This window comes from Pseudomonas sp. B21-035, assembly GCF_024748945.1.
Taxonomy (GTDB): domain Bacteria; phylum Pseudomonadota; class Gammaproteobacteria; order Pseudomonadales; family Pseudomonadaceae; genus Aquipseudomonas.
In genome coordinates, this window is the sequence record NZ_CP087179.1 from 2365353 (window position 1) to 2384628 (window position 19276).

The 19276-nt window shown below is 61.1% G+C and carries 17 protein-coding genes and 1 tRNA gene; 6 read left to right on the forward strand and 12 right to left on the reverse strand.

What is annotated here, in order from left to right; genetic code table 11:
- Positions 1-4: 4 nt before the first annotated feature.
- Complete coding sequence (locus LOY22_RS10950) at positions 5-397, reverse strand: VOC family protein (protein ID WP_258597469.1); 393 nt, start codon at positions 395-397, stop codon at positions 5-7.
- A 98-nt stretch (positions 398-495) separates the two neighbouring features.
- Here LOY22_RS10950 and LOY22_RS10955 point away from each other — a divergent pair, with 98 nt between their 5' ends.
- Positions 496-1320, forward strand: a complete 825-nt coding sequence (locus LOY22_RS10955) for a bifunctional 2-polyprenyl-6-hydroxyphenol methylase/3-demethylubiquinol 3-O-methyltransferase UbiG (RefSeq protein ID WP_258597471.1) — start codon at positions 496-498, stop codon at positions 1318-1320.
- A gap of 44 nt (positions 1321-1364) precedes the next feature.
- Here the strand turns inward: LOY22_RS10955 and LOY22_RS10960 are convergent, their stop codons facing one another.
- Complete coding sequence (locus tag LOY22_RS10960; protein WP_258597473.1) at positions 1365-3305, reverse strand: DNA topoisomerase III; 1941 nt, start codon at positions 3303-3305, stop codon at positions 1365-1367.
- Positions 3306-3557: 252 nt separating this feature from the next.
- Here LOY22_RS10960 and LOY22_RS10965 point away from each other — a divergent pair, with 252 nt between their 5' ends.
- Complete coding sequence (locus LOY22_RS10965) at positions 3558-5408, forward strand: polyurethanase (protein ID WP_258597474.1); 1851 nt, start codon at positions 3558-3560, stop codon at positions 5406-5408.
- 69 nt (positions 5409-5477) lie between these two features.
- On the opposite strand, the gene LOY22_RS10970 is transcribed toward LOY22_RS10965, so the two are convergent.
- Both LOY22_RS10970 and alkB read right to left on the reverse strand, forming a co-directional pair.
- Positions 5478-6755 (reverse strand): bifunctional O-acetylhomoserine aminocarboxypropyltransferase/cysteine synthase, encoded by a 1278-nt coding sequence (locus LOY22_RS10970; RefSeq protein ID WP_258597475.1) that lies wholly within the window; start codon positions 6753-6755, stop codon positions 5478-5480.
- 105 nt (positions 6756-6860) lie between these two features.
- A complete protein-coding gene (alkB, locus tag LOY22_RS10975; protein WP_258597476.1) occupies positions 6861-7517 on the reverse strand; it encodes a DNA oxidative demethylase AlkB in 657 nt (218 codons plus the stop codon).
- 309 nt (positions 7518-7826) lie between these two features.
- On the opposite strand from alkB, the gene LOY22_RS10980 reads away from it, so the two are divergent.
- Both LOY22_RS10980 and LOY22_RS10985 read left to right on the forward strand, forming a co-directional pair.
- A tRNA-Cys gene (locus LOY22_RS10980) sits at positions 7827-7900 on the forward strand.
- A 64-nt stretch (positions 7901-7964) separates the two neighbouring features.
- Positions 7965-8144, forward strand: coding sequence for a hypothetical protein (locus LOY22_RS10985; RefSeq protein ID WP_258597477.1), 180 nt, complete (start codon positions 7965-7967; stop codon positions 8142-8144).
- An 88-nt stretch (positions 8145-8232) separates the two neighbouring features.
- On the opposite strand, the gene LOY22_RS10990 is transcribed toward LOY22_RS10985, so the two are convergent.
- The 3 genes from LOY22_RS10990 to LOY22_RS11000 form a co-directional block, all read right to left on the reverse strand.
- The gene (locus LOY22_RS10990) at positions 8233-8574 is read right to left on the reverse strand and encodes a hypothetical protein (RefSeq protein ID WP_258597478.1); all 342 of its coding nucleotides are present in this window, start codon (positions 8572-8574) and stop codon (positions 8233-8235) included.
- 50 nt (positions 8575-8624) lie between these two features.
- Entirely contained in the window at positions 8625-9770 is a 1146-nt protein-coding gene (locus tag LOY22_RS10995; protein ID WP_093384033.1) for a serine hydrolase domain-containing protein, read from the reverse strand.
- Between the two features lie 73 nt (positions 9771-9843).
- Positions 9844-10911 (reverse strand): fatty acid desaturase, encoded by a 1068-nt coding sequence (locus tag LOY22_RS11000; protein ID WP_258597479.1) that lies wholly within the window; start codon positions 10909-10911, stop codon positions 9844-9846.
- A 289-nt stretch (positions 10912-11200) separates the two neighbouring features.
- Here LOY22_RS11000 and LOY22_RS11005 point away from each other — a divergent pair, with 289 nt between their 5' ends.
- Positions 11201-11764 carry a recombinase family protein gene (locus LOY22_RS11005; protein WP_258597480.1) on the forward strand — a complete coding sequence of 188 codons (564 nt, stop codon included), beginning with the start codon at positions 11201-11203 and terminating at the stop codon, positions 11762-11764.
- A 50-nt stretch (positions 11765-11814) separates the two neighbouring features.
- On the opposite strand, the gene LOY22_RS11010 is transcribed toward LOY22_RS11005, so the two are convergent.
- The 4 genes from LOY22_RS11010 to LOY22_RS11025 form a co-directional block, all read right to left on the reverse strand.
- Positions 11815-14664, reverse strand: a complete 2850-nt coding sequence (locus LOY22_RS11010; RefSeq protein WP_258597481.1) for an HD domain-containing phosphohydrolase — start codon at positions 14662-14664, stop codon at positions 11815-11817.
- 133 nt (positions 14665-14797) lie between these two features.
- On the reverse strand, positions 14798-15820 hold the full coding sequence (locus tag LOY22_RS11015) for a M23 family metallopeptidase (protein WP_258597482.1): 1023 nt from the start codon (positions 15818-15820) through the stop codon (positions 14798-14800).
- Positions 15817-16527: a molecular chaperone gene (locus LOY22_RS11020; protein WP_258597483.1), complete on the reverse strand. Its 711-nt coding sequence runs from the start codon at positions 16525-16527 to the stop codon at positions 15817-15819. The genes LOY22_RS11015 and LOY22_RS11020 overlap by 4 nt, the downstream gene beginning before the upstream one ends.
- Before the next feature lie 160 nt (positions 16528-16687).
- Positions 16688-16873, reverse strand: a complete 186-nt coding sequence (locus LOY22_RS11025) for a hypothetical protein (protein WP_258597484.1) — start codon at positions 16871-16873, stop codon at positions 16688-16690.
- Positions 16874-17021: 148 nt separating this feature from the next.
- Between LOY22_RS11025 and LOY22_RS11030 the strand changes: the two genes are divergently transcribed.
- Complete coding sequence (locus tag LOY22_RS11030) at positions 17022-17657, forward strand: TetR/AcrR family transcriptional regulator (protein ID WP_213601605.1); 636 nt, start codon at positions 17022-17024, stop codon at positions 17655-17657.
- Here the strand turns inward: LOY22_RS11030 and LOY22_RS11035 are convergent.
- On the reverse strand, positions 17654-19159 hold the full coding sequence (locus tag LOY22_RS11035; RefSeq protein ID WP_258597485.1) for an MFS transporter: 1506 nt from the start codon (positions 19157-19159) through the stop codon (positions 17654-17656). The two genes, LOY22_RS11030 and LOY22_RS11035, sit on opposite strands and share 4 nt — an antisense overlap.
- Between the last annotated feature and the right edge of the window lie 117 nt (positions 19160-19276).

Sequence of the window (19276 nt, forward strand, 5' to 3'; positions counted from 1 at the left end):
GCGATCAGATGCCAACCGGCGTGCACAGCTCCACCAGGGTGCCATCGGGGCAGCGCACATACGACAGGGTTTGCCCCCAGGGCTTGGCTTCGGGGGTTTTCAGCTCGATGGCGCCGGCAGCCACGGCGTGGACATGGGCGCTAGCGACATCGTCGGTGACCAGGGCGATTTCCATGCCCAGCGGTTTTGCCGATTCGCTGGCTGCCAGCACACCGCCCGGAAAGTGACTATTGCCGAGGGCCAATGACGCAAAGGCGAGGGTGGTGGCGCCGGTGTCCAGTTCGCCATAGTCGCCGGACTCATGGAGAAAGCGCCGGCTCAAGCCGAAGGCCTGCTCGAAGAAAGCCAGCGAGGCGGCGACATCGGGGACGTAGACGATGGTGTATCCGAGTTTCATCAATGCATTCTTGATTGAGGAGGGTGTGGGCGGTTTATACAGCACTTGCCCAGGCCTTGGGTACGCCGCTAAGGTTGCGGCTGCAAAGGAGCGCCAAGATGACCGACCCGATCGAACTCAACCGTCGCAACTGGGATGAGCGTGCGCCGCTGCATGCCGCCTCCGGCGACTACGAAGTGGAAACATTCGTCGCCGACCCCGCGCACCTGTCCGAAGTGGTGCGTTTCGACCTGCCGCGCCTGGGCGATATTCGCGGCCAGCGCGCGGTGCACCTGCAATGCCATATCGGTACCGACACCTTGTCGTTGTCGCGCTTGGGCGCCGAGGTCAGCGGGCTGGACTTTTCTGCACAGTCCTTGGCCCAGGCGCGGGCCCTGGCGCAGCGTTGTGCAGCGCGGATCGACTATGTCGAGGCGGATGTCTATGCCGCCGACCAGGTGCTGCCAGCCGCGGCCTTCGACCTGGTATACACCGGTATCGGCGCGTTGATCTGGCTGCCGAGCATCGAGCGCTGGGCGCGTACCGTGGCGGCTTTGCTCAAGCCTGGTGGCCGACTGTTTCTGCGCGAGGGTCATCCGATGCTGCTGGCGGTGAACGAGGACCATCAGGACAAGCTGGTCATCGAGTACCCGTACTTCGAGCGCGAGGCGCCGACGGTGTGGGACAGTGGCGAGACCTATGTCGAGACCGACGGGGTGCTGGAGCAGACGGTAACCCACGAATGGAACCATGGCCTGGGCGAGATCATCAGCGCCTTGCTCAAGCATGGGCTGCAGATTACCGCACTGGAAGAACATGACAGCATTCCCTGGGAGGCGCTGCCAGGGCAGATGAGCAAGGACGAAGGCGGCGAGTGGTCGCTGGACAAGGATCGCTGGCGCTTGCCGTTGAGTTATACCTTGCAGGCGGTCAAGCAGGGGTAGGGGTGTTGACCGTGAGGGCCTCTTCGCCGGCAAGGCCAGCAATCTCACTGCGCTTTTGCCTTCGGCTTGCGCGTTCGCTTGCCTGCCGCAGCGCTGCTCTTGCGCTTTTTCTTCCACGGCGTGCCACCGCGCCCGGCCGGGGTCGCCGGGCCGCTGATGGTCAGGCGCAGGCCGGCACAACGCTCCACCTGCTTGCTCATCCATGCCGATTGCTTGGCGACGAACTCTTCAAGGCTCATTTCGCCGCTTTGCACCATGTCCAGCGCCTGCTCCCAGATCGCCGTGGTGCCCGGGTCGGCAATTGCCCGCGGCACCGCATCGATCAGGCTGAAGGCTGCCGGGGTAGCGCTCAGGGCCTTGCCGTTCTTGACCAGGTAACCGCGATCGAGCAGGCCCTGGATGATTCCGGCACGGGTGGCCTCGGTGCCGATGCCGGTGGTGTCCTTGAGCTTTTGCTTGAGGCGCGGGTCGTCCACCAGCTTGGCGACGTTCTTCATGGCCTTGATCAGGTCGCCCTCGGTGAACGGCTTGGGCGGCTGGGTCCAGAGGTCCTTGAGGGTGACCGCGGCCACCGTGCAGTCCTGGCCTTCGCGCAGTAGCGGCAGTACCTGGGCCACCGGCGCCTCACGGCCTTTGGCCGGGGTCAGGGCCTCGGGCAGGGCGCGGCGCCAGCCCGGCTCGACAATCTGCTTGCCCACCGCGCGCAACGCCTGGCCTGCGCAATCGAACTCGGCCTGGGTACGGTCGTATTCGTGGTTGGGCAAAAACTGCGCCAGGTAGCGGGCGCGGATCAGGGTATAGACCGCCTTGTGTTTGCCCGGCAGGCGCGACGGGTCGCTGGCGGCGGCGGTGGGGATGATGCCGTGGTGGGCACTGACCTTGGCATCGTTCCAGGCCCGTGAACGGCGCTGGGCCTGCAGGTGCGGCTGCAGCGGCGCAAGGCTCGCGTCGGCGCGCTGCAAGGCGGCGAGAATGGCCGGCGCCTCGCTGTGCTGGCTTAACGGCAGGTAGCCGCAGTCGCTGCGCGGGTAGGTGATCAGCTTGTGGGTCTCGTACAGGGCCTGGGCGATGTCGAGGGTTTCCTGGGCGCCGAGGCCGAACTTCTTCGAGCACAGCTCCTGCAAGGTACCCAGGTCGAAGGGCAGCGGTGCTGCTTCGCGCACGCGCTCGGTGGCCACTTTGACCACCCGCGCACTGCTGGCCGCGCCGATGGCGGCGGCGGCCTGCCGGGCCAGGGCCTGGTTCAGGCAGCGGCCCTGGTCGTCACAGGCATCTTCGGCGGCGCGCCACTGCGCGGCGAATGGCTCGCCGGCGCTTTGCAGCTGCACGTCGATGGCCCAGTAGGCCACCGGCACGAAGTCAGCGATGCTGCGGTCGCGGTCGACCACCAGGCGCAAGGTCGGCGTTTGCACCCGACCCACAGGCAGTACGCCCTGATAGCCGGACTGGCGACCGAGCAGGGTGAACAGCCGGCTCATGTTCATGCCGATCAGCCAGTCGGCCCGCGAGCGGCCCAGGGCCGAATGGTAGAGGCTGAAGGTTTCGCTACCGGGCTTGAGTGCCGCCAGGGCCTTGCGGATGGAGGCGTCGTCCAGTGCCGACAGCCACAGGCGGTTGATCGGCCCGCGGTAGCGGCAATGCTCGACCAGCTCGCGGGCGATCATCTCGCCTTCGCGGTCGGCGTCGGTGGCGATCACCAGCTCGCGGGCCTCGCCGAGCAGGCGCTTGACCGCCTTGAACTGGCTGGCGGTCTTGGGCTTGACCAGCATCTTCCACTTTTCGGGCACGATCGGCAGGTCGGCCAGCACCCAGCGCTTGTAACGCGCGTCGTAGCTGTCGGGTGGAGCGGTCTCGAGCAAGTGGCCGATGCACCAGGTGACGGTAACCTCGGTGCCGACCCAGCAGCCGTCGCCACGGCGGTTGGCGCCGAGAACCTTGGCGATGTCTTTGGCCTGGGAAGGCTTTTCGCAGAGAAACAGGCGCATGCCGTTCGATCTATGGTGGGTGAAGGCCATAGGATGCGCAGGATTGAGGGGCGTGGCAAGTTTTATCTGTATGGATATACAGCTTGATGTTGCCGGTGCTGACGAAGAATCCCCCGCGCTTTTGGCCAGCTTGCCATCGATGTTGCCATGGACGGGCCAATTGCCCCTGTGGCAGCGTTTGGGTTTGCCCACGGGTGTGTCAACGGACGATGTCGCCAGGGTTACCTGCCACCTGCACAAGGATGTATAGCCATGCCTGTTTTCGATTACCGCCACCTCGACAGCGCCGCTTCCAAAGCCCTCTACAGCGACGCCATGGCGCTGACTCTGTATGCCTACCACGGCATCGACAACGGCTTTGCCGTTGGCTACCAGCAGCACGGTTTTGGCCTCGGTTTACCGGCCACCTTGATCAAGGCCCTGATCGGCGGCACCGACAGCCAGGGCGCGATCCCTGGCATCCCCTGGAACCCCGACGCCGAAGCCCAGGCCCTGGCTGCGGTCAAGGCCGCCGGCTGGACGCCGATCAGCGCCAGCCAGCTGGGTTACCAGGGCACTACGGATTTTCGTGGCACCTTCCATGGTGAAACCCGCGGTTACACCAGTGCCCAGGTCGAGATACTTGGCAAGTACGACGCCGCCGGCCAGTTAAGCGGCCTGGGCATCGCCTTTCGCGGCACCAGCGGGCCGCGGGAAAACCTGATCGGCGACACCATCAGCGATGCCATCCACGACCTGATGGCGGCCTTCGGCCCGGCTGACTTTGCCAAGAACTACGCCGCCAATGCCTTCGGCCGGCTGTTCGATGATGTCGCCCGGTTCGCCCAGGCCAACGGCCTGAGCGGCAGCGACATCACCGTCAGCGGTCACAGCCTCGGTGGCCTTGGTGTCAACAGCCTGGCCGAGCTTAGCAACGACACCTGGGGCGGCTTCTATCAGGACGCCCGCTACGTTGCCTTTGCCTCACCCACCCAGGCCAGCGACAGCAGCAAGGTGCTGAACATCGGCTACGAGAACGACCCGGTGTTCCGCGCGCTCAATGGCTCGAAAACCGACTGGGCAACCTTCGGCGTGCACGATGCGGCCAAGCCTTCGAGCACCGACAACATCGTCAACTTCAACGACCACTATGCCTCCGATGCCTGGAACCTGCTGCCGTACTCGATCGGCAACATCGCCACCTGGCTCTCGCACTTGCCGAGCGCCTACGGCGACGGCCTGGGGCGGGTGCTGGACTCGGCATTCTATGAATGGACGGCCAAGGACTCGACCATTGTCGTCAGCAACCTGTCCGACGTTCGCCGTGGCTCGACCTGGGTCGAGGACCTGAACCGCAACGCCGAAGCGCACAAGGGCAGCACCTTTATCATCGGCTCCGACGCCGGCGACCTGATTCATGGCGGGCGCGGCAATGATTACCTGGAAGGGCGCGCCGGCAACGACACTTTCCGTGACGATGGCGGCTACAACCTGATCGACGGCGGCGCCGGCCACGACACCTTGAAGCTCGGCCAGGCACTGGACAAATTTGATGTCGCCCGTGATGGCAACGGCACCCTGTACCTGCGTGACAGCAGCGGCGGCATCAGCCTGGTCAAGCAGGTCGAAACCCTGGTCAGCAAGGAATCGAGCCTGCTGTTCTTCAGCAAGCAAGTCAGCCACCAGATCGACCCGGCGGGGCTGCTGAGCAGCGGCAAGGTTCACGCCTACGCCGCCAGCCAGAACGGTACGCCAGGCAATGACAGCCTCAAGGCGGGCGCGCAAGGCCAATGGCTGTTTGGCCTGGACGGCAACGACCATCTGCAAGGTGGCCGTGGCAACGACGTGTTGGTCGGTGGCGCCGGCAACGACGTGCTGGTATCGGGCGGTGGCAGCGACACCTTCCTGTTCAGCGGCCACTTCGGCCAGGATCAGGTACAGGGCTTCGACGCCGATGACCGACTGGTATTCATCGGCGTCGAGGGTGGCACGGCGCAACCGGACATTCGCCAGCACCTGAGCCAGGTGGGCAGTGATGCGGTGCTGAGCTTCGGTAGCGATAGCGTGACCCTGGTCGGGGTGTCGGCAGATAGCCTGAGTGCGGCGCAGGTGGTGATCGCTTGAGTCACCGCTGCGCCCGCTAGCCTCAAGCGATCCTGCGCAGTCAGGCCGCGCTGATGTGGTCGGACAGCATCAGCCGCGGCTGGCCTCCAGCGCCTGGCTCAGGTCGGCAATGATGTCATCGCTGTGTTCGATGCCGATCGACAGGCGCACCATGTCCCGCGGCACGCCGGCGCGTTCGAGTTCTTCATCGTTGAGCTGGCGATGGGTGGTGGAGGCCGGGTGGCAGGCCAGGGATTTGGCATCGCCGATATTGACCAGGCGCACCACCAGCTGCAGCGCATCGATAAAGCGCGCACCGGCCTCCTGGCCGCCCTTGATCCCGAACGACAGGATCGAAGCCGGCTTGCCTTCGGTGTAGCGCCGGGCCAATTCGTGCTCGGGGTGATCGGGCAGACCGGCGTACTTCACCCAGGCGACCTGCTCATGGCCTTGCAGATAGTGGGCGACCTTGAGCGCGTTCTCGGTGTGCCGCTCCATGCGCAGGGCCAGGGTTTCCAGGCCTTGCAGAATGAGGAAAGCGTTGAATGGCGACAGCGCCGCGCCGGTGTTGCGCAGCGGCACCACCCGGCAGCGGCCGATAAAGGCCGCAGGGCCAAAGGCTTCGGTGTAGGTCACGCCGTGGTAGGACGGGTCGGGGGTGTTGAGCAGGGCGAAGCGCTCTTTGTTGTCGGCCCAGGGGAACTTGCCCGAGTCGATGACGATGCCACCGATGCTGGTGCCGTGGCCGCCGATGTACTTGGTCAGCGAGTGGACGACGATATCGGCGCCGTGCTCGAACGGCCGGCAGAGGATCGGCGTGGCCACGGTGTTGTCGACGATCAGCGGTACGCCATGGCGGTGGGCGGCATCGGCCAGGGCCTGGAGGTCGACGATATTGCCGGCCGGGTTGCCGATCGACTCGCAGAACACTGCCTTGGTGCGGCTGTCGATCAGCGCTTCGAGGGCGGCGATGTCGTCGTGGGCGGCAAAACGGGTCTGGATGCCGAAGCGCGGCAGGGTATGGGCCAGCAGGTTGTAGGTGCCGCCGTAGAGCTTGGCCACCGAGACGATGTTGTCACCGGCTTCGGCCACGGTCTGGATCGCGTAGGTGATCGCGGCCATGCCCGAGGCCACGGCCAGCGCACCGACGCCGCCTTCCAGCGCCGCCATGCGCTGTTCAAGCACGTCGTTGGTGGGGTTCATGATCCGGCTATAGATGTTGCCGGCGACTTTCAGGTCAAACAGGTCGGCACCGTGCTGGGTGTTGTCGAAGGCAAAAGAGGTGGTCTGGTAGATCGGTACCGCGACGGCCTTGGTGCTCGGGTCGGGGCTGAAGCCCGCGTGGATGGCCAGGGTTTCCAGCTTCATGCAATCGTTCCTTGAAAGTCGGGGGAAGGGGGCTAGAGCATGGAGCGGCCAGGGAGCGACGGTCAAGGCCTGCAGGCGCGGGCTTACTACGCAATTTCGAGCTGCCTAGCCTGCCTTGCGCAAGGTCAGGTTGATCCGCCGGCTGCCCAGCACAGGGTGACTGCCCGGTTTGAGCGGCAGCACGCCATGAAAGCGCAGGCGGTCTGCGCCGCCCCAGACCATCACATCGCCATGGCGCAGGCCGATGCGCTGCGTGGCTTCGCTGCGGCTGTGGCCGCCGAACTGGAACACCGCCGGCAAACCCAGCGACACCGAAACAATCGGCTGGCTGTAATCGCGCTCATCGCGGTCCTGGTGCAGGCTCAGGCGGTTGCCCGGCTGGTAGCAGTTGACCAGGCAGGCATCGGGCTGAAAATTGGCAAAGCCTGCGGCTGCAGCGGCCAGCGCTGCCAGCTCGCTCAACGCCGCTGGCAGCGCTGGCCAGGGCTGCTGGCTGAGTGGGTCGACCGGGCTGTAGCGATAACCGCGGCGATCACTGACCCAGCCCAGCGCCCCGCAGTTGGTCAAACCTACCGCCATGTTCAGGCCACCGGGGGTGACCATGTGCCGAAACGGCGCGCAGGCGATGACCTTGCGCAACTCAGGCAGCAGCGCCTCGACCCAGGCCAGGGCAAAGCCGGGCAACACCACGGCCTGCTTGCCGATCCATTGCGGCTCGGCGGGGCTGGCGGGGTTGAACAGGTCCAGTTCGGTTTGCATCATAAGCAGCAATCTGGGCAGCGGATGGTGTGTAGAGCCTGTATAGTAACGCGCTTTGGCGCCTGTGCTGTCACCCTGTTACTTGCGCGCAAAGCCCGCACTGCAGGGCGCCCGAAGCCCCTCGAAGAAAAAAATAAAACTTTTTGAATTCAAGGGGTTGCCAGAGCAGGGGAATGAGTACATAATTGCGTCCATCGAAAACGAGGCACGAAAAAAGCCTAGCGTTTTCAAGGAGATAGCAGTTTTAGCAAGTTGTTTCCTTAAAGAGTTGTACATGTTTGAGATCGCAGTTTCAGGGTCTCGGGCATTTGAGGCCGAGTAGCAAAGTGGTTATGCTCCGGATTGCAAATCCGTCTACGCCGGTTCGATTCCGACCTCGGCCTCCATTATTGAAAGCCCCGCAGATTAACGTCTGCGGGGTTTTTCTTTGCGCGCAGAAAAGGAGTCAGGATGAGAGATCTAGAGAAATTCGTATCGCTTCAATTCTTGCTTACAGTGGCTTTCATCGCGCTGGGTGGCTACCTACATGGCGCCGGCAAGGTCGGGTTTTGGGGCATGTTCACAATCATGATGTTGCCGAACATCGCTTTTGCTGTGCACCGGCGTGTCCAGCGCCGCAAGAGCGCTTGACGGCCCCGGCCTCTGCCAGGAGTGTCATGGCACAAGCGAGCCGATAATGCCGTCTCGCTCCAGCTCTTCTAAAGAGCAATGCAGTGGCTTACGGTGCGTGCCCGAATTTACCCCGCAGTTCATCCTCGATCTTCTGGCATGCAGCGCTGATTATGCTGCGCCCATTGGCAGGCCCCGTGTAGGACGCTTCGCGTTCGCGGCAGAGGTCAATTGCAGCTTGCGCTTCGGACTGTTCCTTGCTTTCAGGTGAGCTTGCGACAAATGCGCCGAACCCAAGCAAAACAATGCCAAGAACAACAACCGTAATGCCTGTCTTGGCAAAGACGCCTATGGTTTTATTGCTCAGGTCGGCATGGCAATGCCTGCAGCGTCGCGCTTGCGCCTTGATGGTTTCAGCGCAGAAGGGGCATTTTTTTTCGGATGGCTGCAATCTTGATCTCCTTATCAGGGCGGCCATCCTACTCTCAGGCAATCCCTGAATCAAAGCGCCGCATAGACGAGTGATGACAGCCGGCTAGGGCGCGGATCGATCATCGTATGACTGCCCGAGGTGGTGGTGACAAAACCAAAGCTCACTTGCCGTTCGGGATCGGCGAAACTTATCGGGCCGCCAAGCCCGATATGGCCAAAAGTCTGCGGGCCCATGGCGTGGGAGGCCGTCGGGTCGCGTTGCTGCTCAAGCATGCAGCCCAGTCCGTAACGCATTGGTCGCATCCAGACCCGATCCATGCCATGACTGTGTTCTCGCCGGAACTCATTGAGCAGTTCGCGCCCGATGAAGTTGCCTGCCAATAGTGCGCTGTAGAAACCGGCCAGGCCGTGCGCGGTGCCATGCCCGCACACACCCGGTTGCCGATAGGCCCACCAGCGCGGGTCGCTGGTGCGTTTAGGCACCATGCCGGGGTTGGTGAAGGCGAAGGTCGCGATGTGCGTTGGCTGGTTTTTCAGCACGGCGCGCAAGCCTTGCGAGTAAGGGTCACCGACCCGCCCCCTGGCGCTGTCGAAACGGGCGATACGGTGAAAGTGTTTTTCGTCGACGCCAAGGTGAACGTCCAGGCCATGGGGCTGCAGAATCTCTGCGTGGATAAAGTCGCAGGGGTCTCGTCCGTCCACCCGCCGAATCAACTCGCCGAGAATCCAGCCAAAGGTGGTGGTGCCGTAGCCCAGGTCGGTTCCCGCTTCCCACCAAAGCGGCTCGGCGGCCAGAACCCGGACCATATGCTCCCAGTCATACATCATGGCGTTATGGTCGGGGGCGCGTAGCGCCGGCAGGCCTGCGGTGTGGCTCATCACCTGGCGCAAGGTGACCTTTGCCTTGCCATTCTGGGCGAACTCAGGCCAGTAACGGGCAACCGGCGCATCGAGCTCCAGCTTGCCCTGTTCAACCAGCATCAGTACCGCCACCGCGACATAGGGTTTCACCACGCAGAAGGTGTTGGCCAGCGTATCGCGGGTCCAGGGCCTGGTGCCTTCCTGGTCCGCCACGCCGGCCCACAGGTCGACAACCATCTCTCCGTCAATCTGCACGCAGAGCCCGGCCCCGCGCTCCTGCGGATCATCAAACATGTCCTCGAAGGCCTGCCTGACCGCGTCGAACTGACTCGCACATATCCCTTGCGCTTTCATATTTCACACTCCTTGTAGCTGAACACCATTACCGAGGGCCAAAACATTGAGGGCGCAGCGTCGGCCGCCGCCATCAACCTCGCGAGCGAGTTTGAGCGTGGTTCATGGAGAAACGGTTGGCTCGTTTGTAAGTGCCGAAGTCATTGAAGCGCACACCCGCCTCGGCCATGACTTTATGCGCATACGGCGCGGTCATCTGGCGAAGATAAAATGGGTCTCTTACCACGAAATGGTGAATGCTGTGGGTGCTGCCGAAGTTGAAGCAGAACAACTGAAACGGCCACAGCCACCACGGGTTCATTACCTGGGTTTGTTGCAGCGCATTGCGCGGAGCGACATCGCCATAATAGTGCATGTTTGAACTTATAAAAAACAGGCAGAACTGCCGTATCAGGTTCGGCGCGATAAGGATAACCACGACGCTATTAACGACATCCATCAGTGCCAGGGTTGCCGCAGAGCGGTGAACTTCGGCGCCGATGATTGACCCCAGCCACCCATACAGGTGATAGCCGAGAAATACGTACCAGCAGCCCCAGTACAAAAGCCCGAACGGTGTATTGAGGCGAATGATTTTGCCTAACAACCTTACCTTTTGCCGCCATCCCGGTGCGAAGATCGCATTTAAAAATCCAAATATAAATCCATCCATCAGTTTCAACAGCCGCAATACGCCCCACGGGTTGCCACTGGTGGTGATCCATGCTTCGACATCCGAATCCGTGCCGGACTCCTTGTGATGGTGAAAATGCAGGCTGCGCCTTAGCCACGGGCTGGGCATTCCTGGCCGGGCCAGCCAGCACATGAACATCATGGCGTTATGGGCCAGCGGCTGCTTTCTGAAATAAAGGCGATGAATCAGATCATGTTCAATTTCGTGTATGAACGACGTCAACAGCGCGTTGATTAAAATACACGTCCATGCCGGGATAAAACCCTTCAGGTAGAGCCCGCCGGTAACCACCATTCCCACCAGGGAAAATACCATGACACTCGCGCCCAAGGCACTTTGATACTGCAAGATCGGATAACGCTTGCGCAGGTAATTACCATGCTCGGTAATGCGCCGGGTTACATTTTCAATTTTTTCCTGGTCGGTAATTGACTGGTCAGTTTCGACGGTGTTTTCCAAGGCATTCATCCCTGTATCCTCTGTTTACGTCGGGGAATTGCGTGTGCACGGTAAAACAGGCGCATTCGCACTCGCCGCGTGAATGGACGCGGCTCATTCAAGAACTGCGAAATCGACGGTGTGGCAAAAACTTGTTAGGATCATTTCAAGCTTCAAAATGATAAGGTAAGTTTAAGTCTTTGCAACTGTGTATTTTGGGTGGGCTAAGTGTGACAGGCGTTTGTGTAAGGATTTGATGATTTAGTTACAGTTTGTATAAGTTTTGAGTACGGCGTACAGCTAATGCCAAGGAGGCACCATGAGATTGCACCGCATCAAATATCTCCGGCTCTCTCTACAAGACGCCGAGGGCCGCGTAGAGAAAAGAACCAGCCATGATGTATTTGACGCCGTGTTTTGCGATGAACCTACGGACAATGCCGCCAATCGTGCAGGCCTTGAAAAGCTGTTTCGCTACATACAGGGCGGGGATACTGTGGTAGTGGACAGCATAGCATCGCTCAGCTCCAGTACCGAGCAGCTGTGCACGCTGATTCGACAGTTGGTTGAAAAGCAGGTAACGCTGGAGTTTTTGAACGAAAGCCTGGTGTTCCGGCATGACGATCTGGAGGTTGTACGGCCTATTATTTCGGTAATGGAGGCACTTGCAGAGTTTGAACGCGTTGTGGCCAGGGAAAAACAGGCAGCCGGTATTGCCGCTGCCAAAAATCGTGGATCTTACAGTGGGCGCAAGAAGAAACTGTCTGACAATCAGGTTGTAAGTTTAATTGACCGCGCCGGTGCAGGAGAAAGTAAATCCAAATTGGCGCGTGATTTTGATATCAGCCGTCAGACACTTTATCGGTACTTGAAATCGACCTAGCGACTGTCCAGCGCATGGCGGCCTGCGCTGGCGTGCAGCGTTGTTCGCCGCTATATCTGCCGCAGCCAGTGCTCGACATCCACCTTGTCGATCTGCTCGGGCTGCAAGAACCGCTCGGCATACTGGCGATAGACCCCGCTGCTGAGGAACAGCCGCAACAGGTCGCCATCGATGTGCTTGTCGCGGGCCATGAACACCAGGATCTTCACCGACTCGGAGAGGGTCTTGGGCGTCTTGTACGGCCGGTCTGCGGCGGTGAGCGCTTCGAAGATGTCGGCGATCGCCATCACCCGCTCGGCAATGCCCAACTGATCCTTGCCCAACCGACGCGGATAACCACTGCCGTCCATTTTCTCGTGGTGGTTGCCGGCGATGACCGGCACGCGCTTGAGGTGGCGCGGGAACGGCAGGGCGTTGAGCATGACGATGGTCTGCACGATGTGCTCGTTGATCTTGAAGCGTTCCTCGTCGTTCAACGTGCCACGCCGGATCGACAGGTTGTACAGCTCGCCCAGGTTGCTGGCGTTGGCCGGCAGGCGCATGTCGAAGCCCCAATGGTTGCGCGGGTCGTCCTTGAGCACCGGCGGCTTGCGCGCGCCCCAGGGCACCCGGTGCTCTGGACGGTCGGCCAGCAGTGGCTCGTCTACTGGCAGTTGCACCGGCGGTACATCCTTGAAGCGTTCATCTTCCTCGCGGGAAATGCCCAGGCGGTTGTCGAAATGCCGCCGCCAGCGGCGCTGGCCAATTTGCTGCAGTCGCTCGATGTCGGCTTCTTCCATGAACTCGCCACCGGCATTGGCCCTGGCGACGAAGGCGAAGTCTTCCTGTAATTGCGCCTGGCAGTGCGCCAGGGTTGCTTGCAGCCGCTGCGGCGGCTCGCCGTTGGCCAGCCCTTGCCAGTAGGCAAGCTCGGCATCGCGCCAGAGCACCTCGAAGCGCATGCGTACCTCGTGGATTCGGTTGTACAGGGCCTCCAGCTTGGTCGCCTTGTCGACCACATGCTCGGGGCTGGTGATCTTGCCGCAATCGTGAAGCCAGGCGGCGACGCGAAACTCATAGCGCTCGGCCTCGGTCATGCTGAACTCGGCGTAGGGGCCGCTGTCAGCCAGCGCAACCTGGTCGAGCAGCATTTGCGCCAGTTGCGGTACCCGTTCGCAATGGCCGCCGGTGTAAGGACTCTTGGCGTCGATGGCATCGGCCAGCAGCTTGATCATGGCATCCAGCAACTGTTGCTGGGCCTCGACCAACTGGCGGGTTTCGATGGCCACGGCGGCCGCGCCGGACAATTCCTCGACAAAACGCCGGAACGGTTGGCCGACCTCATCGCCCGCCGGCTCATCTTGCAGTTGCAACAGCAAAATGCCGAGCAGCGCCTGGCTGCGGTCCCGGAGCACCACCGCATGGCTGCGTCGGCCCAGCTTCAGGGCGCGTGTCACAGTGCTTGGCAGATCCTCATGCTGGTTTTCGTCGACCGCAAGTTGCGCAGGGTAACCGCTGCCTCGGCAAGCGGCAGCCAGGCGCAGCAGGCCACGCTCGGCGTCGAACAGGTACACCGCGCCAGCGCTTGCCCTGGCGGCGTCCACCAGATGGCTGAGGACGCCGTCGAGCATGCGCTCCAGCTGGGTTTCGCGGCTGAGGGTGAGGGTGATGGCCTGGAAGTTGAGGATGGTTGCGGACATCTGGCTCAGCACCTGACTCAATTCCCGCACCTCGGACACCCGCGATTGCACCCCCACCTCGCGGCTGAAATCAAAACCGGCCAGGCCCCGTACTTGCTCGGCCAGCAGCCGCAGCGAGTGGCCAATGCGCTGGCCAAGCACGCCCCCCAGGAACAGCAGCACGACCATCAGCACCGCCGTCCACAGCACCTGTTCCCAGAGCACCTTGCGCGCGTCGGCAAACAGTTCGTTGCCAGGTACCGCGATCAGCACCTGCAGGTCTTGCCCGGCCAGGGTCGTCAGCGGTATGCGCATGCCGTACCAGGTCTTGCCTTGTACCTGGAACGGTTGCGGCGCAGGGCCCAGGCTCGGGCTGGCATAAAGGTGCTCGAGGCTGGGCACCCCCAGCTCGGCTACGTGTGACAGGCGCACCGCGTCACCTTCTTGCACAATCACCCGCTGCAGGTCCGGGTACGCCACCACGTTGCCCTGCTGGTCGATAACCACCGTCTCGGTGCCGGCGGTCATGCGCAGGTCGCGGCTCTCGCTGGCCAGGTCATCGACCGAGACATCCATGCCGATCACTGCGGCGCCATCGACGCTGCGCTGGGCCAGGGTGATGCCGACCTCGCGGGTGGTGAAGAACACGTAGGGGCGGGTCAGCACGGTGCTGGATTGCCTGAAGGCCTCGACGAACCAGGGGCGCGGGCGGGGGTCGTAGTGATAGTCCGGCTGGGCTTGTGTTTGCAGCAGGGTCAGTTGCCGGTCGTAGAAGCGCCATTCGCCTTGCAGCGCGCCGTCGTCGCCCTTGCTGATGCTCTGCACCAGGAAGCGGCTGCCGGCCGGTGCGCCGAAGTGCTGCATGAGCTGCGGGTCGCGTAGCCGGCGAACGAGGAGAAATTCGCCGCTGGAATAGCCGATGTAGGCGGCGCTGAGCATTTTGTTGGCGTTCAGGCTCTCGATCAGTTGCGGGACCTGCTCCAGGCGCTCGGCCAGAGTGCCTGCGCCAGGGTTGAACGCCAGCAGCCGGATGCTGCTTTGCGCCGGATCGAGCAGGCGCCGCGCCCGTTCGTCGATGGTCTTGCCAAGCTGCAGGGCGGAATCGCCTGCGGCTGCCACCAGCGCCTTCTGGATTGCCCGATTACCCTGCCAGGCGAGCCCTGTGCCCAGCAGCAGCAGGCCCAGCATGATGGCCAGCGCCACCATCCATTGCAGGGAGAAGCTGTGCCTCTGTTCATTCATGGCGGGTGACCTTGCGCTCTTGGCACTTAACGACGGGTAGTCAGGAACTCGAAGCTCAATCGCGAAAAGCTTAGCTGCTAATCCGCACAGGCTGGGATCGGCGCCTGACAATCCCCGTCAGCGGCCTGTTAGCTTACTTATAGAACAGGTCGACGATCACAGAGGCTTCGAACACCCCGGGTTTAGCAGGCTCGCGCCAGATCAGGTCTGCTTTGAAGTCATTTTTGCTCAGCTCACGACCGGTCAGGTCTGCCAATTTGAACCAGGTGTCGAACGGGATTTTCTCGTTGTTATCAACGCGAGCGAGGGAGATTCCTACGGAGCTGTTGTTCGCCGGCACCAACAGATTGTTGATGACGGACCCTCCGCCTGGAGTGGAAGCGAATCGGGCGTTTACTGTGTAGGGTGTGTCGCAGGCGCGTGATAGTCCCAGGCTGAAGTTAGCGCTACTAGCGACGTTTCCGACAGTTGCGGTGCCAGAGAGCGCTCTGCGGAAATTGACGGTGCTTGGCGTTATTGTCAGCTCCGGTGAGCAGGGAATAAAGCGAATGTTGTTGATGCCGGTGACGACATAATTGAGGTTGCTGTTGGGTTTGATGTTTTGGCCGCCGGTGCCATCCAGTTGAAACACTCTATAGTCCGGCCGTGAACCCGCTTGCCCGGAAGAGGGGGTGGCGCCGTATTTTTCAATAAAAATGCTGAAGGTAAGGGTGAACTTGGCATTGTCCCATCCTGTGCAATTGACCCAATTGCAGCCCGTATGAGAAGAGAAGCCTGTGCTGACCTTTCCGCTGCTTGAGGTTATGGCAGTTTTATTGTATCTGATGCCGGCCCGTATACCGTCGCCGATACTGACGCTGGCGGGATTCATATGAAAGTAGATAGTCTCTGCACCGTAATTGTAGTCATCTGCACATTTAACGTTTATTGAGTATAACGACGATTCCCAAATTATCGTGCCGTCCGGAGCGTCTGCGGGAACAGCCAGTGCAGTGCCCAGCGACTCGCTGATGACAGCAGAGTTTGTACCCTCTTCTACACAGGTGAGGGCAAAACTGGTAGCCGGGCTGGCGGATGCGGCCAGCAGCATTATCAAAGCAAACGTTTTCAAGGGCATCATTTTGAGGGTTCGCAAGTAACTGAAGGACGTACTCATTGGATGTTTGCCTCATGCACGTGGCGCAGCCCAATATCATTGATTTCAGTGAAAATTATTTTTGCATCGGCAGGGATGGCGGCGACAGTGCTGCGCAGGAGATGTGTTTCGCCTGGCTTTAATAAGGTGTATTCGTCGAGCGCGGTGCTGCGGTCGCTGCTTTCTATCCGCAAATCCACCAGCGACAGGTGAAAGGCGCAGGTGTTGGTGACTTCGATAGAGTCAACATTCTTTACTTTCCAGCTCAATCCGGCGATACATGAGGAGGATGTGCCTTGCAACCCTGGCGGTCGAAAAAACAGCTTCAACTGTTGGCGGACTGCCATTTGAACGCTGTTTTGCCTGTCGGGCTTAAGGGGGATTTCCATGACGTTTAGCCAGAACAGTGATTCTCTATCTTCCGGTAAGCCTTCGCCCCTGTAGAGTATTCGCAGTACGTCTACTTGCTGCGGATTCAGTTTAATTAGAGGCTGGGCCAAGGCAAAGGGGACATCGCTGCTGTTTTCTTCGGATGAACTGACCCAGGCTTGAAGTGCGACGGTTTGCGACGATACGTTAGTGACGCGGAGGGTGGCTTCGCGGTGTTGGCCTGTATAAATAAGTCGTGTGCCATCGATTTTTATTATGGCCTCAGCGCTGCTACCGACGGCGACCCACAGCAGGATGACTTTAATGAAAGATAAGGGTGTCGAGGAAGTGAAGGCCATTATTGATCTGGCCTCTCGATGAACGCCCAATGGTAATTGGGGTTTTGGGACTTTAGTGTGTTGAGGTATTGAGCAACTAGCGAGTAGTCGCTAGTTGCAGGTTGCGAAGTAAGCGCGCACCCAGAAAGAACGGATATAATACTTGCAAAGCAGGCGGCACCTAACTTATAATTGCTTGCTTGCTTGCTTGCTTGCTTGCTTGCTTGCTTGCTTGCTTGCTTGCTTGCTTGCTTGCTTGCTTGCTTGCTTGCTTGCTTGCTTGCTTGCTTGCTTGCTTGCTTGCTTGCTTGCTTGCTTGCTTGCTTGCTTGCTTGCTTCGCGTTAATTCCGAATTATGTAAGTTCATTGCTAATTCGTACTGACCAGAGTGGAAAGTTCAAATTACCTACGCCACCTGCGAATCGAAATCAGACGATTCTCATTTTGGCCCTATTGGCCAGCGCCATCAGCATTCGCATAAACTACGGGGTCTTTCTTGTCTGCCGGAACCTCTGATGAATCAGCGACGCCTACGCACAGCGCCCCCTAGCAAAGCGGTCAATGAGCCGAGAACCAAGCCGGCCGAGGTACGTCTGGAGGAATTGATGGCGGCGGCGCAACGTTTGTTTCTGGCCAAAGGCGTGGAAGCTACGACCATCAGCGACATCGTCGAGCAGGCACAGGTGGCCAAGGGCACCTTCTATCATTATTTCCCATCCAAGCAGGACATGCTGGTAGCCCTCGGCGAGCGCTACACCCAGGCCTTTCTCGAGCAACTCGAACAGGCGGTGGAGCAGTGCGCCGCTGATGACTGGACCGGCCGCCTGCGCGCCTGGGTGCATGCCAATATCGCTACTTACCTGAAAACCTTCGCGATACACGATATCGTCTACACCAACCATCACCACCATGACCGCAGTAACAAGGCCAGGAACGACATTCTCGACCAGTTGCAGGGCATTCTCGAAGGCGGGCGCGCCGCCGGTGCCTGGGCCTTGCCGCAGCCGCGCATCAGCGCCTTGATGATCTACGCCGCGGTGCATGGGGTCAGCGACGACGCCATCGTCGAGCGTCTCGACGACTGCACGGCGTTCGCCAAATCGGTTGCCGATGCCTGCCTGGCCATGCTCGGCGCTGCCGGCAACGCCTAACCCTGTGCTCTCTCGTTGGTCGCCGACGCGCTGGGCACCGGCAATTGCCGCTGCAGCAACACGGCGCATCCCAGGCTGCACAGCCCGGCAGCCAGCATTGCCAGGTTGAAGCCTGCGGCCATCGCCGTGGCGTAGGCCTGGGCGAACATAGGCGTGGCGCTGCTCAATGGGTGCTCGGCAACCGCTTGTTGCGCCAGGGTCGCAGCATCGTCGACGCCTGCAACCGTCAGCAAACGCGTCAGTTCGGCACTGGCGCGCAAGCTCATCAGGCTGCCAAGCAGGGCGATGCCCAGGCTCATGCCCGTCTGGCGCAGGGCGTTCATGGTTGCCGAAGCAATACCCGCGCGGCTGGCGGGAACCGCGTTCATCACTACCAGGCCGGTGGCGGGTACGGCCAGGCCCATGCCCAGGCCGAGGGTCACAAAGCACAGTAACAATGGCCAATAGGGCGTGTTGGCGCTGAGTAGCGCCATGGCGGTCATCGCCATGCCGATCAGCCCGTAACCCCAGGCCAGCAAGTGTTCCAGGGCGAAATGCCGTTGCAACCGACCGAACATCAACGATAACGCACCGCTGGCGATGAACGTCGGCATCATCCGCAAACCGCTTTCGGTGGCGCTCAGGGCTTGCGCCTGTTGCAGGAACAGTGAAAAGAAAAACAGGCTGCTGTAGCTGGAAAAGCCCAGCACCCATGACGCCAGGTTGCTGACGGCAAAGCGTCGGTCACGAAACAGGTCCAGGGGAACCAACGGCCGCGCTACGCGCTTTTCCACGGCGATCAAGGCCAGCAGCGCGATCAGCGCCAGGCCTATGGCAAGGCTGGGTGCCGGTGCGGCAAAACCCGATTCGCCGGCGCGGATCAGGCCGTAGCTCAACGCGCCCAGGCAGCACACGCTGAGCAACTGGCCCCAGGGGTCGAGTGCGGCCTGTTGCGGGTGGGCTCGCTCGCTGATGCCCCAGGCGCCGAGTAACAGGGCCAGGACGCCCAGCGGCAGGTTGATCAGGAAGATGCTTTGCCAGCCGAAGTGCTGCAGCAGTACACCGCCAAGCAAAGGGCCGAGCACCAGGGCCAGGGCACTGAAGGCTGACCAGCCACCGATGGCGTGGGCGCGGGCCCTGGGCTCGGGGAAGGCCTGGGTGATCAGCGGCATGGCTCCGGGAATCAGCAAGGCGCCAGCGATACCTTGGACCGCCCGCCCGAACAGCAACATCGGCAGCGCCTCGGCCAGGGCACACAGCGCGGAGCCTGCAGTAAACAGTGCAACACCTGTCAGCCAGGCGCGTTTGTGGCCGTAACGGTCTGCCACTGGGCCTGCCGACAGCATGAACGCAGAGAGCGCGACGGCGTAGATGCTGACCACCCATTGCAAGCCGCCAAGATCGGTGGCCAGGGCGTTTTGCAGCGAGGGCAGGGCGAGGTTGACGATGCTGATGTCCAGCGACGCAAGAAAAGTGCCCAGGTAAGCGGCGGCGAGCACGGCGGGGCGCTTGTAGCGATGCATGCTTGAGGTCTCCAGAACCGTCGGGAAATAAACGGGGAAAGCAGACCATAGTTAATCGACTGACCGTCGGTCAATGGGCTGTTGGAAATATTCCGCCAGCGTGGAGGCGCCAGCCAG

Bases quoted from the DNA above. Each gene is read 5' to 3' on its own strand.
- LOY22_RS10950 (WP_258597469.1), bottom strand. From the start codon at position 397: ATGAAACTCGGATACACCATCGTCTACGTCCCCGATGTCGCCGCCTCG.
- LOY22_RS10955 (WP_258597471.1), top strand. From the start codon at position 496: ATGACCGACCCGATCGAACTCAACCGTCGCAACTGGGATGAGCGTGCG.
- LOY22_RS10960 (WP_258597473.1), bottom strand. From the start codon at position 3,305: ATGCGCCTGTTTCTCTGCGAAAAGCCTTCCCAGGCCAAAGACATCGCC.
- LOY22_RS10965 (WP_258597474.1), top strand. From the start codon at position 3,558: ATGCCTGTTTTCGATTACCGCCACCTCGACAGCGCCGCTTCCAAAGCC.
- LOY22_RS10970 (WP_258597475.1), bottom strand. From the start codon at position 6,755: ATGAAGCTGGAAACCCTGGCCATCCACGCGGGCTTCAGCCCCGACCCG.
- alkB (WP_258597476.1), bottom strand. From the start codon at position 7,517: ATGATGCAAACCGAACTGGACCTGTTCAACCCCGCCAGCCCCGCCGAG.
- LOY22_RS10985 (WP_258597477.1), top strand. From the start codon at position 7,965: ATGAGAGATCTAGAGAAATTCGTATCGCTTCAATTCTTGCTTACAGTG.
- LOY22_RS10995 (WP_093384033.1), bottom strand. From the start codon at position 9,770: ATGAAAGCGCAAGGGATATGTGCGAGTCAGTTCGACGCGGTCAGGCAG.
- LOY22_RS11000 (WP_258597479.1), bottom strand. From the start codon at position 10,911: ATGAATGCCTTGGAAAACACCGTCGAAACTGACCAGTCAATTACCGAC.
- LOY22_RS11005 (WP_258597480.1), top strand. From the start codon at position 11,201: ATGAGATTGCACCGCATCAAATATCTCCGGCTCTCTCTACAAGACGCC.
- LOY22_RS11010 (WP_258597481.1), bottom strand. From the start codon at position 14,664: ATGAATGAACAGAGGCACAGCTTCTCCCTGCAATGGATGGTGGCGCTG.
- LOY22_RS11015 (WP_258597482.1), bottom strand. From the start codon at position 15,820: ATGAGTACGTCCTTCAGTTACTTGCGAACCCTCAAAATGATGCCCTTG.
- LOY22_RS11020 (WP_258597483.1), bottom strand. From the start codon at position 16,527: ATGGCCTTCACTTCCTCGACACCCTTATCTTTCATTAAAGTCATCCTG.
- LOY22_RS11025 (WP_258597484.1), bottom strand. From the start codon at position 16,873: ATGAACTTACATAATTCGGAATTAACGCGAAGCAAGCAAGCAAGCAAG.
- LOY22_RS11030 (WP_213601605.1), top strand. From the start codon at position 17,022: ATGAATCAGCGACGCCTACGCACAGCGCCCCCTAGCAAAGCGGTCAAT.
- LOY22_RS11035 (WP_258597485.1), bottom strand. From the start codon at position 19,159: ATGCATCGCTACAAGCGCCCCGCCGTGCTCGCCGCCGCTTACCTGGGC.